At 65.8% G+C, this 15,451-nt stretch carries 15 protein-coding genes, 1 tRNA gene and 2 pseudogenes; 8 read left to right on the top strand and 10 right to left on the bottom strand.

Going from position 1 to position 15,451, the window contains the following annotated elements:
• The first annotated feature begins 61 nt into the window (after nucleotides 1-61).
• A complete protein-coding gene (locus tag PE067_RS07710) occupies nucleotides 62-877 on the top strand; it encodes a hypothetical protein (protein ID WP_276188621.1) in 816 nt (271 codons plus the stop codon).
• Nucleotides 829-1,680, top strand: coding sequence for a phage protease (locus PE067_RS07705; protein WP_346429683.1), 852 nt, complete (start codon nucleotides 829-831; stop codon nucleotides 1,678-1,680). The genes PE067_RS07710 and PE067_RS07705 overlap by 49 nt, the downstream gene beginning before the upstream one ends.
• Before the next feature lie 128 nt (nucleotides 1,681-1,808).
• Here PE067_RS07705 and PE067_RS07700 read toward each other — a convergent pair whose 3' ends face one another.
• Complete coding sequence (locus PE067_RS07700; protein WP_276188619.1) at nucleotides 1,809-1,961, bottom strand: hypothetical protein; 153 nt, start codon at nucleotides 1,959-1,961, stop codon at nucleotides 1,809-1,811.
• A gap of 226 nt (nucleotides 1,962-2,187) precedes the next feature.
• On the opposite strand from PE067_RS07700, the gene PE067_RS07695 reads away from it, so the two are divergent.
• Nucleotides 2,188-2,424 (top strand): hypothetical protein, encoded by a 237-nt coding sequence (locus tag PE067_RS07695; protein ID WP_276188617.1) that lies wholly within the window; start codon nucleotides 2,188-2,190, stop codon nucleotides 2,422-2,424.
• Nucleotides 2,425-2,500: 76 nt separating this feature from the next.
• Nucleotides 2,501-2,581: transfer RNA gene (locus PE067_RS07690), tRNA-Ala, on the top strand.
• Between the two features lie 275 nt (nucleotides 2,582-2,856).
• Here the strand turns inward: PE067_RS07690 and PE067_RS07685 are convergent.
• A complete protein-coding gene (locus tag PE067_RS07685; protein ID WP_276188615.1) occupies nucleotides 2,857-3,639 on the bottom strand; it encodes a VOC family protein in 783 nt (260 codons plus the stop codon).
• A 39-nt stretch (nucleotides 3,640-3,678) separates the two neighbouring features.
• Nucleotides 3,679-4,089, bottom strand: coding sequence for a DoxX family protein (locus tag PE067_RS07680; RefSeq protein WP_276188613.1), 411 nt, complete (start codon nucleotides 4,087-4,089; stop codon nucleotides 3,679-3,681).
• Nucleotides 4,090-4,188: 99 nt separating this feature from the next.
• Between PE067_RS07680 and PE067_RS07675 the strand changes: the two genes are divergently transcribed.
• Nucleotides 4,189-5,103, top strand: coding sequence for a LysR family transcriptional regulator (locus tag PE067_RS07675; RefSeq protein ID WP_276188611.1), 915 nt, complete (start codon nucleotides 4,189-4,191; stop codon nucleotides 5,101-5,103).
• Here the strand turns inward: PE067_RS07675 and PE067_RS07670 are convergent.
• Nucleotides 5,075-6,483 (bottom strand): annotated as a pseudogene (locus PE067_RS07670) (FAD-binding oxidoreductase). The gene PE067_RS07675 and the pseudogene PE067_RS07670 sit on opposite strands and share 29 nt — an antisense overlap.
• Nucleotides 6,484-6,646: 163 nt before the next feature.
• Between PE067_RS07670 and PE067_RS07665 the strand changes: the two are divergent.
• The gene (locus PE067_RS07665; RefSeq protein WP_276188609.1) at nucleotides 6,647-7,474 is read left to right on the top strand and encodes a GNAT family N-acetyltransferase; all 828 of its coding nucleotides are present in this window, start codon (nucleotides 6,647-6,649) and stop codon (nucleotides 7,472-7,474) included.
• Nucleotides 7,475-7,828: 354 nt separating this feature from the next.
• Here PE067_RS07665 and PE067_RS07660 read toward each other — a convergent pair whose 3' ends face one another.
• The 6 genes from PE067_RS07660 to alr form a co-directional block, all read right to left on the bottom strand.
• Entirely contained in the window at nucleotides 7,829-8,755 is a 927-nt protein-coding gene (locus PE067_RS07660; protein ID WP_276188607.1) for a hemolysin family protein, read from the bottom strand.
• Nucleotides 8,752-9,273 carry an rRNA maturation RNase YbeY gene (gene ybeY / locus PE067_RS07655; RefSeq protein WP_276188605.1) on the bottom strand — a complete coding sequence of 174 codons (522 nt, stop codon included), beginning with the start codon at nucleotides 9,271-9,273 and terminating at the stop codon, nucleotides 8,752-8,754. Before ybeY ends, PE067_RS07660 begins: the two co-directional genes overlap by 4 nt.
• A gap of 14 nt (nucleotides 9,274-9,287) precedes the next feature.
• Nucleotides 9,288-10,370, bottom strand: coding sequence for a PhoH family protein (locus PE067_RS07650; protein WP_276188604.1), 1,083 nt, complete (start codon nucleotides 10,368-10,370; stop codon nucleotides 9,288-9,290).
• Nucleotides 10,371-10,516: 146 nt separating this feature from the next.
• On the bottom strand, nucleotides 10,517-11,236 hold the full coding sequence (locus PE067_RS07645) for an ATP-binding cassette domain-containing protein (RefSeq protein WP_276188602.1): 720 nt from the start codon (nucleotides 11,234-11,236) through the stop codon (nucleotides 10,517-10,519).
• Nucleotides 11,236-11,997 carry an ABC transporter permease gene (locus PE067_RS07640; RefSeq protein ID WP_276188600.1) on the bottom strand — a complete coding sequence of 254 codons (762 nt, stop codon included), beginning with the start codon at nucleotides 11,995-11,997 and terminating at the stop codon, nucleotides 11,236-11,238. The genes PE067_RS07645 and PE067_RS07640 overlap by 1 nt, the downstream gene beginning before the upstream one ends.
• Nucleotides 11,994-13,013: an alanine racemase gene (gene alr, locus PE067_RS07635; protein WP_276188598.1), complete on the bottom strand. Its 1,020-nt coding sequence runs from the start codon at nucleotides 13,011-13,013 to the stop codon at nucleotides 11,994-11,996. Before alr ends, PE067_RS07640 begins: the two co-directional genes overlap by 4 nt.
• A gap of 173 nt (nucleotides 13,014-13,186) precedes the next feature.
• Here alr and PE067_RS07630 point away from each other — a divergent pair.
• Nucleotides 13,187-14,718: pseudogene (locus PE067_RS07630) on the top strand (acyl-CoA carboxylase subunit beta).
• Complete coding sequence (locus PE067_RS07625; protein WP_276188596.1) at nucleotides 14,715-15,407, top strand: DUF6497 family protein; 693 nt, start codon at nucleotides 14,715-14,717, stop codon at nucleotides 15,405-15,407. Before PE067_RS07630 ends, PE067_RS07625 begins: the two are co-directional and overlap by 4 nt.
• The last annotated feature ends 44 nt before the right edge of the window (nucleotides 15,408-15,451 follow it).

Raw genomic sequence — 15,451 nt, 5'->3', positions numbered from 1 at the left:
CACCTCTTCAGCTCGGGACAGGCTCTTTCTTACCGCCCGCGCGGAGACGATGGGCCTGCCGATGAGCACCCATGACGATGCCGCACATCTAGCGCTGGCAGCGAGGCCCGTGACGGTCCAGAGCACGGACTATGCTCGCGCGGAAACCATGATGTTCATCGCGACGCATGAGGCGGCGGGGCTGAAATGGTGGCAGATTTCTGCCCTGCTGAAGGCGGCGGTGAAAGATGGCGCTGCCGTTCTCGCTCCTTCATATAAGACCAAGCGCCGTTGGAATACGCTGATCGCGGATGTGGATACCGCGAACTGGGCACCGGCTCTGGCCCCGGACTGTCAGGGCCGCACCGCCACTGCGGAACTTTCGCCCGAGGCATGGGCAGGGTTCGAGACGCTGCCTGGCCTTGCCCGCAAGAACGGCACCGGCTGGCCCGTGAAAGAGGCGTGGCGGCGGATTGTGGATCAGAAGGCCGCGCGCAGTTGGATGTGCCCCGGCTATCGCATGGCAATGCGCCGTTGGGGTCGTCAGGACGAGGTTCATAAGCGCGCCCTGCGCATGGGTGTGGACGGGGCTGTGAAATCCCTGATCCAGTATCAACCGCGCATCGTCGAGGGCATGTTCGCCATGAGCCATGGTCGACTGGACGGGTGGGAGGTCAAGGACCGGTTCCGGAACGGCAAGATTGGTTACCCGTGGGGGATCGTCTATACAGATCGGGCGTCTTCGCGCATCTTGCGCTATGCAATCTCGGATTCCGAAAATAAGGAAGCCATCATTCGGGTGTTCGACAATTCGGACCCCGATGGGCTTTCGGCGCACGGTCGCTCGATCTGCCGATTGACTATGAGCATCAGAACGACCGGCCCGAGGCCCGGCTGAATGGCCCGGTTCCGGCGGCTGGCTGGATCAAGGAGCTGATGCGCCAGGCGAACGGTATCTGGGGCCGGGTCGAATGGACCGCCCGCGCCCGCGACATGATTGCGAACCGGGAATATCGCTATCTCAGCCCGGCGATCAGATACCTCATGGCCGGAGGCAAGGTGACGATGATCAAGGGCGCGGGCCTGGTGCATTCGCCTGCGCTGCATCTGACTGCGCTGGCCGAGGAAGGTGAGGGCGACAAGCCGACGATTGCCGCCCAGGTCGTGGCCGAGGCGCTGGGGCTGTCGCCCGATGCCAGCGAGGCCGATATTCTCGACCTGCTGCGCGGCAGGCGAGGCCGGGTGACGGGGGCGACAGGCGCGGTCGCGCAGCTGGCCGAACTCGACCACATTGCGCGCGAGTTCGGCCAGCGTGACCGTCCCGCGCGCCATGCGGCGGGCAAACCGGACCCGGCCCGCTTCGTCCCGGCCGAGCCCCTGCAAGCGGTCCTGACCGAACGCAACGAGGCGCAGGCCGTCTTGCGTGAACAGAATGTCAGGGCGCGGGTCGATGATGCTTTCGCGCGGGGCTGGCTCTCGCCCGCCATGCGGGGCTGGGCCAGGGCGCTCTGCATGTCCGAACCCGACAGTTTCGATCTGTTCATCGAAAAGGCGATCCCGCCATTCGCGCATCTGTTCAGGCCTGCGACCACATCGGCCGCCCCGCCGGACCTTGCGCGCGGCAACCACGCGGGCGGCGCGGCCGAGGAAATCGCGATCTGCGCGCAACTCGGCCTGAAACCCCGCGCGCTTCGGGACTGACCGGATCGGGCCGTGCCTTCGGCGGTGTGCCTGATGCGCCGTCGAAACCCTGCGCGCCGGCCGTCCGGGGAGCCGCGACCGGCGCGCAGACCCACCACAAAAGAACGGACATGACGCGAAACGCCGGTTCAACGCCTGATGAAACCCTGTTGCAGCATGTGGCGGCGCATCGTCCCGGCCGACCCGGAAAGATCGCGCTCGACCCGGAATTGCGCGCCTTCGTCGAGGCACGGCTTGCGCGTATGGCATTCGCCGGGATCGAGATCGAGGTGGCCGCGCATTTCCCGCCCGACCGCCCTCAGCGCAATTCATCGCTGGTGGCAGCGAATGCAGCGGGGCGAAACGTGAGCCAACACAACCGCCCGCCTGCACCGCGCCCAACCGCGCAGGTCGCGCCTTTCGTCCAGGTCCTCGGGCGTGGGGGCGCGATTCGCCTCATCCTCGCCTTCGGTGGTGCCGAGCTTTCCATCGGCAAGAACCCTCGCGACACAAACGAGCCGGTCGCAGATGTTCGGGCGCGAATCCGTCGAGGCGCTGGCAAACCTCGCCACATTGCCCCGCCGCATTCCCCTGGCAAAGCCATGGCGCGCCGCCAATTGCCACCCGCAGGACCTGCCCATCGCCCAAATCGCCCGCAAACTGCGGGTGTCGGGTGTGGCGGTCCGCACCTACCTGCGCCGCGAGGCCGAGAACCGCGAAAGGCTGCGGACCGACGCGGAACGCCGCGCCAGAAAGAGGACGTGAATCATGATTGAAGTCGAGTTCAACGACGCTTCCCGTTGTTGACTTTGCGCGTCATCAGGCTGCATCCTTCAGGTCGGAAGCCGTGTAACCCCGATGGGCAAGGGGATGCGCCGCGCAAGCGGCGGATTGATGTTGGTTCGAGTCCAACCCGGCTTCCGCATCCACCAGCCAATCAGCCCATGGCACCGGCAATCATCTGTAATCGGCTATTCCCATTTGTTCCCACGAAAAACAGGCGCAGACCAAGTAGCATTCCACAGAATGCGGCTCAAAGGTGGCCCCCTCCCCTGATCATCGCGGCCTTTTTCATGATGGCACCGGCCTTGCGCCCTTGGGGCCAAAGCGGCACATCACGGCCGCCATCTGCCCCGCGCAAAAGGAAACATCCCAAAGATTGCGCTTTGGGATGTGCGTTCCTGTATGTCCTGCGCGTCAGGCGGGTTTGCGGGTCAGGCTGAACCGCGTGCCCCAGGGATCGGTCAGTTCCGATGTGGCCAGACCCGGATCCAGCAGCAACTGAACCTCGGCCAGACCGGTTTCACCGCTGGCGCGCGGGCCCGCGCCCTGGCTGTTCCAGATATTGCCCGCCAAGTGGTGGTGATACCCGCCCGAGCTGAAGAACCGCGCCCCCGGCCCGCGCTGCATCACATCCAGGCCCAGATCGCCGGTCATGAAGCCCTCGGCCCGGTCCAGATCGCCGACCTGCAGGTGGACATGGCCGACGACCGAACCGTCCGGCGCACCCGCCCAGGGCGTGTTCGTCGCGGCCATCAGATCCGCCAGATCCAGCCGGATCGAGAACATCCCGACCTCCTTGCCGTCCCAGGGCCACTGGGCTTTTTCGCGGTCGACATAGATCTCGATCCCGTTGCCTTCGGGGTCGCGCAGATACAGCGCCTCGCTGACGCCATGGTCCGAGGCGCCGTCCAGCCGCAGCCCGCGTTCCGCGGCATGGCGCAGCCAGGCGCCCAGATCCTTGCGGTCGGGCAGCAGGAAAGCCGTGTGGAACAGCCCCGCCTGCCGGTGGTCGGCGATCCGCGCGGCCTTGTCGCCGCGCAATTCGATCAGGGTGCGGTCGCCCACGCCAAGCCGGACGGTTTCCGGGTCGCGGGCCAGTTCGGCCAGCCCGATGTCGTCGCGGTAAAAAGCCGTCAGCCGTTCCAGGTCGCGGGCGACCAGCGCCACGCGGCCGATTTCGACAGGTGCATCACTCATCGCCATCGCGATTGTCCTTTCAGAGTTTGGGGTAATCTATCAGGCGTCGCGGCGCAGCGCATGGGCGCCACTGCCCAGCAATGCGATCACGACCATGATCACCGCCCAGAAGACGGGATATTCCCAACCGCCGCCTTCGTTGCTGAAGAAAAAGCCGGCCTTGCCATGGCCAAAGATCGCGGCGCCCAGCAGAACCGGCACCAGCGCGGCCGCAACGACCCGCGTATAGACGCCCAGGATCAGCGCGATACCGCCAGCCAGTTCGGCGGCAATCGTCAGATAGGCCAGAAAGCCCGGCAGCCCGAGGCTTTCGAAATAGGCGGCGGTCCCGGCGAGGGTAAAGACCAGCGCCTTCATCAGGCCATGGGCGATGAACAGCCCGCCGGTGGACAGGCGCAGGATCAGCTTGGCCAGATCGGGGTTGCCGGTATTGGTGATTTGGTTCGACATCTGTTGTCCTTTCGTTTCCTTGCCCAACAGATAGCAGCTTTGACATTCCACGATTAGAAGGTTATTCAGCGGAATATTGCCGCCATTTTGTGGATAGTCATGGACCGGATCGACATGTTGCGCGCCTTTGTGGCGGTGGTGGATGCGGGGTCGTTCACCGCTGCGGGCGAACGGCTGCGCATGTCGAACAAGCTGGTCAGCAAATATGTCGCCGCGCTTGAGGACCGGATCGGCGCGACCCTGCTCTATCGCACGACGCGGGCGCTGTCGCTGACCGCCGATGGCGAGGCCTATCTGGCGCAGGCCCGCCGCGCCCTGTCCGCGTTCGAGGCGCTGGAAGGTGTTCTGGACCGCGATCAGGGCGCACTGTCGGGCAATCTGCGCATCACTGCCCCCGCCACCTTCGGCGAGATATTCGTCACCGACCTGACCCATGACTTCCTGCGCGACCACCCGCGCGTCACCATCGACCTGGAACTGACCGACCGCTATATCAACCTGCCAGCCGAGGCTTTCGACATCGCGATCCGCATCGGAAACCTGGGCGATTCCAGCATGATGTCGCGCAAGCTGGGCCAGACAGAGGCATGGGTCGTGGCATCCCCCGCCTATCTGGCGATCAACGGGGCGCCGCAGGTGCCGGGCGATCTGCGCGACCATCGCTGCATCCGCGACACCAATGATTCATCCTTTACCCGGACCTCTTTCGTGGTCGCGGGCAAGCCGGTCAGCCTGGCGCTGCAATCGCGGATTTCGGTGAACAGCGCGGGCGCGGTCTGCCGTCTGGCGCTGGCGGGCGAAGGCGTGGCCATCGTCCCGGCCTTTGCCGTTCAGGCAGAGGTCGCGGCGGGGCGCCTGATCCGCCTGCTGGCACCCTATGCGACCAGCCAGCTGGACATTCAGGCGCTGCACCTGCCAAGGCCCTTTCCGGTGCCGCGCGTCGCCGCCTATCTGGATTATTTGCGCGAACGGCTGAAACCCCGCCTTAACCCAGAACTGCCCCGGGGTTCATGATCCCAAGCGGATCCAGCGCCGATTTGATCGCCCGCATCGCGGCCAGCCGCACCGGGTCGCCCCACCGCGCCAGATCCCCGACCTTCAGCCGTCCCACGCCATGTTCAGCGGAAAACGACCCGCCGCGTGCGACGACCATTCCGTGGATCGCCGCCGATATCGCGCCGCGCTGGCCGTCATATTCCGCGCGGCTGCGGCCCGGCGCGGGAAAGGCGTTGAAATGCAGGTTGCCATCACCCAGATGGCCGAAACAGTTGATGCGGATATCCCCCATCCCCGCGACCATCGCCCCCGCATCCGTGATGAAGCGCGGAATTTCCGACAGCGGCAGGCTGATGTCATGGCTGGCAATCGCGCCGATCATGCGGTTCGCTTCGGGCAGGTTTTCGCGCAACTGCCAGAAGGCTTCAGCCTGCGCGCCCGGTTGTGCGATCACGCCGTCAAGGACCAGCCCGCGCGCCATCCCTTCGCCCAGCAGGGTTTCCAGCGCGACCTCGGCAGGCAGGCCTTCAGGCAGGCCGACCTCCAGCAGCACGCTCCATTCCGCGTTGGGGAAAGGCTGGCGGATCGCGGGCAGTTTTTCGGCCAGAAAGCCCAGCCCCTGCCCCGAGATCAGCTCGAAACCCGTGACCCCGCCCGCCAGATGCCCTTCGGCCGGGGACAGCAGCGACAGGGCGGCGGCGGGATCGGGGACGACCAGCATCGCCGTGCCTGTGCCCGCAGGCGGCACGACCATGCGCAGGCTGGCCGCGGTGACGATGCCCAATGTGCCCTCGGCCCCGATCAGCAGGTCGCGCAGATCATAGCCGGTGTTGTCCTTGCGCAGCCGTTTCAGGTCGCGCAGGACCGAGCCGTCGGGCAGCACCGCCTCGATCCCCAGACACAGCGCGCGGGCGGTGCCGTGGCGCAGGGCGCTGACGCCCCCGCATTGGTGGACAGGCAGCCACCGATCGCCGCCGTCCCCTGACTGGCCAGCGACAGCGGAAACAGGCGGTCCCGCGCGGCGGCGGCGTCGCGCACCGCTTGCAGGGTCATGCCCGCCTCGGCCAGCAGGACGTTTTCCTCGGGCCAGATGCCGCGCAGCGCGGTCATGCGTTCCAGCGACAGGACCAGCGGTGCCGGGCCGTCCGGCATGACCTGTCCGCCGACCAGCCCGGTCCCGCCCCCGCGCGGCACGATGCCGACACGGCGCGCGGCACAGGCACGCACCACCGCCGCGACCTCATCCGTGTCGCGGGGGGCGGCGACCAGACCGGCACGGCCGTGAAAGCGCCCGCGCGGTTCGTCCAGATAGGCGGGGGTGACATCGCGCAGCACGCCATCGGGCAGCAGCGCGGCAAGGGTATCGTCGGCGGGATTCAGTTCGGCGGGGTTCGGCATCGGGTCATCCTGTCGGACAAGATCGCCCGCGATCTTGGCGACAATCGGGCCTGATGTTCAAGCCCGCCCTCAGCCCGAGGCATCAGGCGCGGCGATTTGCGGTTGCACCGGCGCGCGGCTCTGTCAGGATGATGCCCCCGCCCCTTTGCCAGATGAGCGCGCCATGTCCTCCTGTTCCTGTGGAAACCACCATCACCACCATCTTCCGATCGAGGGCGGGCAGGAACTGGCGCTGGCCCAACCCCTGATCGCGGTCGAGGGGCGGCTGATCTGCGCCGACATGGGCCAGATGATGCTGGCGCTGAACCTCTTGCCCGATCATGTCGCCGCCAGCCGGGCCGAGCCGGGCAACCTGCGTTTCGACCTGTCCCAGACCGACGACCCGCTGATCTGGTCGCTGAACGAGCTGTTCACCGATGCCGGGGCCTTCGCCGCACATCGCGACCGCACGGCGGCCAGCCGTTGGGGGCAGGACAGCGGCGCGATCACCCGCGATTTCCACGAACGCACCATCCAGCCCCGCATCCGCCCCGAGGCGGCGCAGGACCAGACCGGCATCCGCGCGGTGCATGGCCGCGCCTTCGGCGGCGATGCCGAATCGCGGCTGGTCGACCGGCTGCGCGACGACGGCGATCTGACGCTGTCGCTGGTCGCGGATGCCAATGGGCAGACCATCGGCCATCTCGCCCTGTCGCCGATCACCGCGCCGGATGCGGGGCGCCCCGTGCTGGCGCTTGCCCCGGTCGCGGTCGAGCCGCGCCTGCACGGGCGCGGCATCGGCGCGGCGCTGATCCGTGCGGCGATCGAGGCGGTGCCGGGCCATATCATCACCGTTCTGGGCGATCCGGCCTATTACGCGCGCTTTGGTTTCCGGCCCGTGGGCTGGGATTCACCCTATGCCGGCCCCGCGCTGCAGGCGCTTGGCGATGATCTGCCCCGGACCCTGACGATCCGCCACGCCCCCGCCTTTGACGCGATGGATGCCCACTGACTGACGCCGCCCCGTCCTGCCCTGCTCCGCCCCGAGAGCATGGGGCGGCACGGCTGGCGGGATTGCCGACAACCCGGCGTGGGTTCTGCCTGTCAGACTTTGACTGTCAGGCAGAGCGTCCGGAAGCGCAACCTGTCCTGTGCCGGAACCGGCACCATCACCGCAGATCGTCCCCGTAACGCCAGAGACATCAACGCCAGGGGCATCCCTGCGGATCGCCTTCCGTCGCCTGGCGAAAGGGATTGGCGCTGACCGGATAAGGGGCGCAATCAAACCCCATGCGGCCCCTGCGCGACGCACCGACCGCAAGACCCGATCCGCAAGACCCGATCCCGCACCGAAACCGGCAAGGGATCATTCGCCGGTCGCCTCTGGCTCGGGGGGCAGAAGGCGCAGGCGGGCACGTTTGACGCGGCGGGGGTCGGCATCGACGATCTCGACCTCGGTGCCATTGTCCAGCCGGATGATTTCGCCCTGGGTCGGGACCCGCCCGGTGTGCATGAAGATCAGCCCGCCAAGCGTATCGACATCGTCATCGTCATGTTCGACGCCAAGGGGACGGCCGATCAGGGTCTCGACCTCGGCCAGCGGCATGCGGGCCTGAATCAGCCATTGATCGGGCTTTTCGGCCAGCCACAGCTCGCCTTCGACCTCGTCATGTTCGTCTTCGATTTCGCCCACGACCTGTTCGACCAGATCCTCGATGGTGAGCAGCCCGTCAACGCCGCCATATTCGTCGATGACCAGCGCCATATGGATGCGCTTTTGCTGCATCTGCTGCAACAAGACGCCGATCGGCATCGAGGGCGGAACATAAAGCAGCGGGCGCAGCAGCGGGCGCAGCGCGAAATCGGTGGGGGGCTTGGCGTCAAAGCCGTATTTCAGCGCCAGATCCTTGAGATGGACCAGCCCAAGCGGGCTGTCAAGGGTGCCGCGAAAGACCGGAAAGCGGGAAAACCCCTGTTCGCGGAACATCTGGACCAGATCGGGCAGGTCGATATCGACCGGAACCGCCATGATTTCCGCCTTGGGCACCGCGACGTCATCGACGCGCAGCCGCCGCAGGTTCAGGATGCTCGGCGCGGGCGTCGTGGAAAGTTCGCGGCCCTCGACCACGCCGCTGTTGCCATCCGCATCGCTGTCGCCAGATCCGAAAGCGTCCAGAATACGCCCAAGCAAACCGCGCGATTGCGGCAGGTCGCGCCCGTCCCCGCCTGTGTCATCCGCCCAACTGGCAGGTTCTTCGGAAACGGGCGTGTCGGGACTTCGGTCGCTGCTCATCTTTCTTTCTCGATATAGGGATCGGGAATATCCATCATATTCAGAATTTCGCGCTCGGCGCCTTCCATGGTTTCGGCATCCAGATCGTCGATATGGTCATAGCCTGCCAGATGCAACGCCGCATGGACCAGCAGATGCGTCACATGATCGTCGAAATTCTTGTCCTGTTCACCGGCTTCGCGCAGGCAGGTGTCATAGGAAATCGCGATATCCCCGATTTCCGGCACGGGCGGCGGTTCGGGCATCGCGCCGGGGGCGCGTTCCGCGAATTCGTGACTGGGCCATGACAGGACGTTCGTCGGCACCTCGCGCCCGCGGAACTGGGCGTTCAGCCCGGCGATGCGGGTATCGTCGCAGCCCAGCACGACCAGCCGCAGATCCGGCATGTCCAGCCAATCCGCGACGGCACCGATGGCGCGCTGCGACAGCGCATCCAGATCGGCGTCGAGCCAGCGATCATCCTCGATCACCAGCTCGATCATGCCGCTGTCGTCGTCCTCATCGGGCCAGTCGGGCATGGCGCGTTCCTTCACTAGGCAAGGCTGCTGCTGCCGGGCGTGCGGCGGGGGATGCGCTGGCCGCGGTCATCGGGCGTTTCGCCCCGCGCCAGCGCGGCCTCGTCCTCGGCGTCATAGGCATTGATGATGCGCGCGACCAGGGGATGGCGTACGACATCGCTCGCGGTGAAATAGCTGAAACTGATGCCCTTGACGTCCTTGAGGATCCGTTCCGCATCGACAAGCCCGGAATAGATCCCGCGCGGCAGGTCGATCTGGGTGCGGTCGCCGGTCACGACCATGCGCGAGCCTTCGCCAAGACGGGTCAGGAACATCTTCATCTGCATGGTGGTGGCGTTCTGCGCCTCGTCCAGCACGACAAAGGCATTCGACAGGGTGCGCCCGCGCATGAAGGCCAGGGGCGCGATCTCGATACGCTTTTCCTCCATCAGCTTCTGCATCTGCTTGGCGGGCAGGAAATCGTTCAGCGCGTCGTAAAGCGGCTGCATATAGGGGTCGACCTTTTCCTTCATGTCGCCGGGCAGAAAGCCAAGCCGCTCGCCCGCCTCGACGGCGGGGCGGGACAGGATGATCTTGTCGACATGGCCGCCGATCAGCATGGTGACGCCGACCGCGACCGCCAGATAGGTCTTGCCCGTGCCCGCAGGACCGATGCCAAAGGCCAGTTCGTGCTTGAACAGGCTGCGGACGTAATCCTTTTGCGCGTCGGTGCGCGGCTCGACGGTTTTCTTGCGGGTGCGCAGCTCGAACTGGCCGGACTGGAACATTTCCAGTTGTTCGGCCGGTGTGGGCGTTTCGCGGGCCTGATCGCTGCCCATGCGCAGGGCGGCATCGACCTCGGCCATTTCGACGGGACGGCCCTGTTCCAGACGCGCGTAAAGGCCACGCAGGATCTGCGCCGCCTCGGCCTGCGCCTCGGGCGTGCCGACCACGGACAGCAGGTTGCCGCGTCGCAGGACGTGGATCTTCAACGCTTCCTCGATCCGCGCAAGGTGCCTGTCATGCGGACCGCAAAGGTCGATCAGCAGGCGGTTGTCGGGGAATTCCAGCAGGGTTTCCCCTGCGGGGACATCGGCGGTCGTGGGGGTCAGGCCCAAATCTTTCTCCGGTCAGGGTGGGACCAATGGTCATTCCGATGGTGGCAACCCGGCGGGATTCGCACAAGGGGGTCGGCAACCGTTTTGCCGCCGCGACGGCATTTTTCGCGTAAACGTCACATTCGCGGGCAGTTCGCGGGAACGGGTCATTCGCGCCAGATGCCACGGGTGAAGTCCCGCAGATAGGCGTCCGGGGCGCTGTCCATCTGCCCCGGCTGTCCCTGCCAGCGGATGCGCCCCTGATCCAGCAGTGCCACCCGGTCGGCAATCGCATGGACCGAGGTCATGTCATGGGTGATGGTGATCGCCGTCGCCCCGGTTTCGCGCACGATGCCCCGGATCAGCGCATTGATGCGCGCGGCCCGGATCGGGTCCAGCCCGGTGGTCGGTTCGTCGAAAAAGATCACCTGCGGATCGGCGGCAATCGCCCGCGCCAGCGCCGCGCGCTTGCGCATGCCGCCCGAGAGTTCAGCCGGGTGCAGGTCGGCGACCTCGGGGCCCAGACCGACGCGCGCCAGCTTGTCGATGGCGATGCGGCGGGCGGGGGCGGCGGGCATGGTCTTCAGCAGGCGAAAGGCGACATTGCGCCAGATCGGCAGGCTGTCGAACAGCGCCGCATGCTGAAACAGCATCCCGGATCCCTGCATGAAGGCGTCGCGGTTGCGCCCGGCCAGCGGCTGACCCTGCCACAGGATCTGGCCGTGATCGGGGCGTTCCAGCCCCAGAACGCAGCGCAGCAGCACCGATTTCCCGGTGCCCGATCCCCCGATCACCACAAGGCTTTCACCCCGCGCCAGATCCAGATCGACGCCGTCCAGCACCTTTTTCGCGCCGAAATGCTTGGTCAGGCCACGGATCCGCAACATCAGAAAAACAGCCCCGTCAGGATGAAGTTCGCGGCCAGAATCCCGATCGAGGCTCCGACGACGGCATTGGTCGTGGCCCGCCCGACACCTGCCGCCCCGCCGCCCGCGTGCATGCCGAACCAGCAGCCCGACAGCGCCACGATCAGGCCAAAGACCGCGCCCTTGATCAGCCCGGAGACCACATCCCAGCTTTCCAGATAGGCCCATGAATTCGACAGATAGGCGGCTGAGTTGAAGCCCAGCACATTCACACCGACCAGCCAGCCGCCCATGATCCCGATGATATCGCCGACGCCGACCAGCAGCGGCACGGTCAGGGCCGCCGCCCACAGGCGCGGCGAAACCAGCCAGCGGATCGGGTCTGTGGACAGCGTCACCAGCGCGTCGATCTGTTCGCTGACCCGCATCGTGCCCAGTTCCGCCGCGATGGAACTGGCCACGCGGGCCGCGACCATCAGCCCGCCCAGAACCGGGCCAAGTTCGCGCGCCATGCCGATGGCGACGACGGCGGGCACGACGTCGCCCGCCTGAAAGCGCTGGCCGCCGGAATGCAGTTGCAGCGCCAGCGCCGCCCCGGTGAACAGCGCCGTCAGTCCGACGACAGGCAGGGACAGCCAGCCGATCTGCATGATCTGGCGCAGCAGCAGGTCGGGCTGCAGCGGCACGATGCCCGCAAGCCCCCTGCCCGCGAAAATCGCCACCCGCCCGGTCTGGCGCGTCAGCGCGATGACCAGCCGCCCGATCAGCCTGACAGGGTTCAAAGGTATTCCCCGGGATAGCGCGCGCCAAGCGAGGTCAGGATCTCATAGCCGATGGTCCCGCCCAAGGCGGCCAGATCATCGACCTTTTGCCGGTGGTTCAGAATCTGCAATTCGGCGGGAACCTCGGCCAGACCGGTGACATCGACGGTGATCAGGTCCATCGAAATCCGCCCGACCACCGGGCAAGGCTGATCGTCCGCCCACAGGACCAGCCTGCCATCGCGCGCCAGCGCCCGCATCAGCCCGTCGGCGTAACCCGCCGCCACCGTCGCCACGCGCGACGGGCGCCGCGCCGTCCAGCTATAGCCATAGCCCACCGATTCATCACGCGCGACATCGCGGGTCTGGATGACCGGCAGCGACAGGGTGACGACCGGCTGCGCATCGGCAAAGGGTTCGCCGCCATACATGCCGATGCCAAGCCGGACCAGATCGAAATGGTAATGCGACCCCAGCAGCGTGCCCCCGGTCGCCGCCAGCGAACGCGGGACATGGGTGTCGTGGGTCATGGCGCGAAACGCCTCCAACTGCTGGCGGTTCGCCGGATGGTCGGGTTCGTCGGCGCAGGCCAGATGCGACATCAGCAGGACCGGACCGGCGGCCAGCGCCTCGTCACGGATGGCGGCCCATTCGGCAGGCTCGAAACCGAGGCGATTCATGCCGCTGTCGAGCTGGATGCCGAAGGCCCCGCCCGGCCGCATGGCACGGTCGCGAAAGAACTGTTCGGGGCTGTTCAGCATCGGGATCAGCCCGGTCAGATCCGCGCCCAGCATATGGCCGGACAGGACCATGATGCGGGCGTCATCGGGCAGATGGGGGCGCAGGGCGCGCCCCTCGGATGCCAGTGCGACAAAGAAATCGCGCGCCCCCGCGGCATATAGCGCGGGCGCCACACGGGTCGCGCCCAGCCCATAGCTGTCGGCCTTGACCACCGCCGCGGGACGCGCGCCCGGCGCGCGCGCGGCAAGTGCCTGCCAATTGGCCACGATGGCCTGCAAATCAATGATAAGTCCCATGTGCCCCGCATGAACCGCGCCCCTGAAAAGGTCAAGAGATTTGGCGCGGCGGCAGTTTGCAGTTTTGCAATTTAGCAGATTTCACGCCCGCACAATTTTGCAAATATTCCGCTTTCTGCTTTCCGCAAGGATATCCTGCCTGTAACCTCTGCCCCAATCGAACGGAGGGACGCATGAAGGACATCCTGGACGAACTGGAAAACCGTCGCCGCGAGGCCCGCCTTGGCGGCGGCCAGCGCCGCATCGACGCACAACATGCGCGCGGCAAGCTGACGGCGCGCGAACGGATCGAACTGCTGCTGGACGAAGGCAGCTTTGAAGAATTCGACATGTTCGTCCGCCACCGCTCCACCGATTTCGGGATGGAAAACGACCGCCCCTATGGTGACGGTGTGGTCACCGGATGGGGCACGATCAACGGCCGCATGGTCTATGTGTTTTCACAAGACTTCACCGTTTTCGGCGGATCGCTGTCGGAAACCCATGCGCAGAAAATCTGCAAGATCATGGACATGGCGCTGCAGAACGGCGCGCCGGTCATCGGGTTGAACGATTCGGGGGGCGCGCGCATTCAGGAAGGCGTGGCCAGCCTTGCGGGCTATGCCGATGTGTTCCAGCGCAACATCATGGCCTCGGGCGTGGTGCCGCAGATTTCGGTGATCATGGGGCCCTGCGCGGGTGGCGCGGTCTACAGCCCGGCGATGACCGATTTCATTTTCATGGTCAAGGACACCTCTTATATGTTCGTGACCGGCCCCGACGTGGTGAAAACCGTCACGAACGAGGTCGTCACCGCCGAACAACTGGGCGGTGCCTCGACCCATACGAAAAAGTCATCCGTTGCGGATGGGGCGTTTGAAAACGATGTCGAGGCGCTGACCGAAATCCGCCGCCTGTTCGATTTCCTGCCGCTGAACAACCGCGAAAAGGCGCCGACCCGGCCCTTTTTCGACGATCCGAACCGGGTCGAGGCCAGTCTGGACACCTTGGTTCCCGACAACCCGAACCAGCCCTATGACATGAAGGAACTGATCGTGAAGGTCGCGGACGAAGGCGATTTCTACGAAATCCAGAAAGATCACGCGGGCAATATCGTCACCGGTTTCATCCGCATCGAAGGCCAGACGGTCGGCGTCGTCGCCAACCAGCCGATGGTGCTGGCGGGCTGCCTGGACATCGACAGCTCGCGCAAGGCGGCACGCTTCGTGCGCTTTGCGACGCCTTCGAAATTCCGATCCTGACGCTGGTCGATGTGCCGGGCTTCCTGCCCGGGACCAGCCAGGAATATGGCGGCGTCATCAAGCACGGCGCGAAACTGCTGTTCGCCTATGGCGAGGCGACCGTGCCGAAAGTCACCGTCATCACCCGCAAGGCCTACGGCGGCGCCTATGACGTCATGGCCTCGAAACACCTGCGCGGCGATTTCAACTATGCACGGCCCTCGGCGGAAATCGCGGTCATGGGCGCCAAGGGCGCGGTCGAGATCCTGTATCGCGCCGAATTGGGCGACACCGACAGGATCGCGGCGCGGACCAAAGATTACGAGGACCGTTTCGCGAACCCCTTTGTCGCCGCCGAAAAGGGCTTTATCGACGAGGTGATCCAGCCGCGTTCGACCCGCAAGCGCGTGGCCCGCGCCTTCGCCAGCCTGCGCAACAAGAAACTGACCAACCCCTGGAAAAAGCACGACAACATCCCGCTGTGAGCTTATGGACTGCCGCTTTTGCCCTGCTGGCGTCGCCTTTTCTGGCGGCGACCGGCGCGGGCTGCGCGGCAGCCGGGCCGCAGGCGATGATCGACCTGCCTTCGGGCGCGCGGGCCTATCTGCAAGAGCGGCTTGAGGACAATCTAGGAGACATGGGTTTGACCTATCGCTACCGCTACGTCATGCCGGACCTCGCCCAGAGGGTCGCGTCGACCACCGGCCCCGCCGGTGAATATCTGCCTGCGGATGGCGACCGCGAACCCCTGGACATCGACCTGGACGCGATGGGCGACGATGGGGTCGATCAGGGCGACTATATCGACGACGGTCTGGTCGATCCCGCGGAATTCGACTTTGCCCCCGTCATCACCCTTCCCGGCGCCGAAGAGGCGGCGGATGCAGCCATCGACCAGAGCCTGTCGGGCGATGATCACGACCGCCTGCCCGCCGCCCCGGTTTCGGTTTTCAGGGATCCCGTTCACGATGATATCATCTGGCTGTGCGAGACAATCATCCTGCCAGAGATCGTCAGGGCCGCCGCCGGGGGCGCGGGCAGACCCGGACAGATCGTCATCAGCATGGCCGACCGCAGATCGCGCTTTGGCGAATACGACCCTGATGTTCTTCAGATTTTCGAGGCTTTCACCCTGCCGCGCGACCGCGATATCTGCGATTGGAGACCGTGGTGATGTGCCCGCGACCGCAGCATCATTCCGCCTGTGATGCAACCGCG

It is taken from the genome of Paracoccus sp. DMF-8 (assembly GCF_029309835.1).
In the GTDB taxonomy this organism is placed as follows: Bacteria; Pseudomonadota; Alphaproteobacteria; order Rhodobacterales; family Rhodobacteraceae; genus Paracoccus.
The sequence above is the reverse complement of the archived record's forward strand: the minus strand, read 5'-3'. Positions and strand labels throughout refer to the sequence as shown.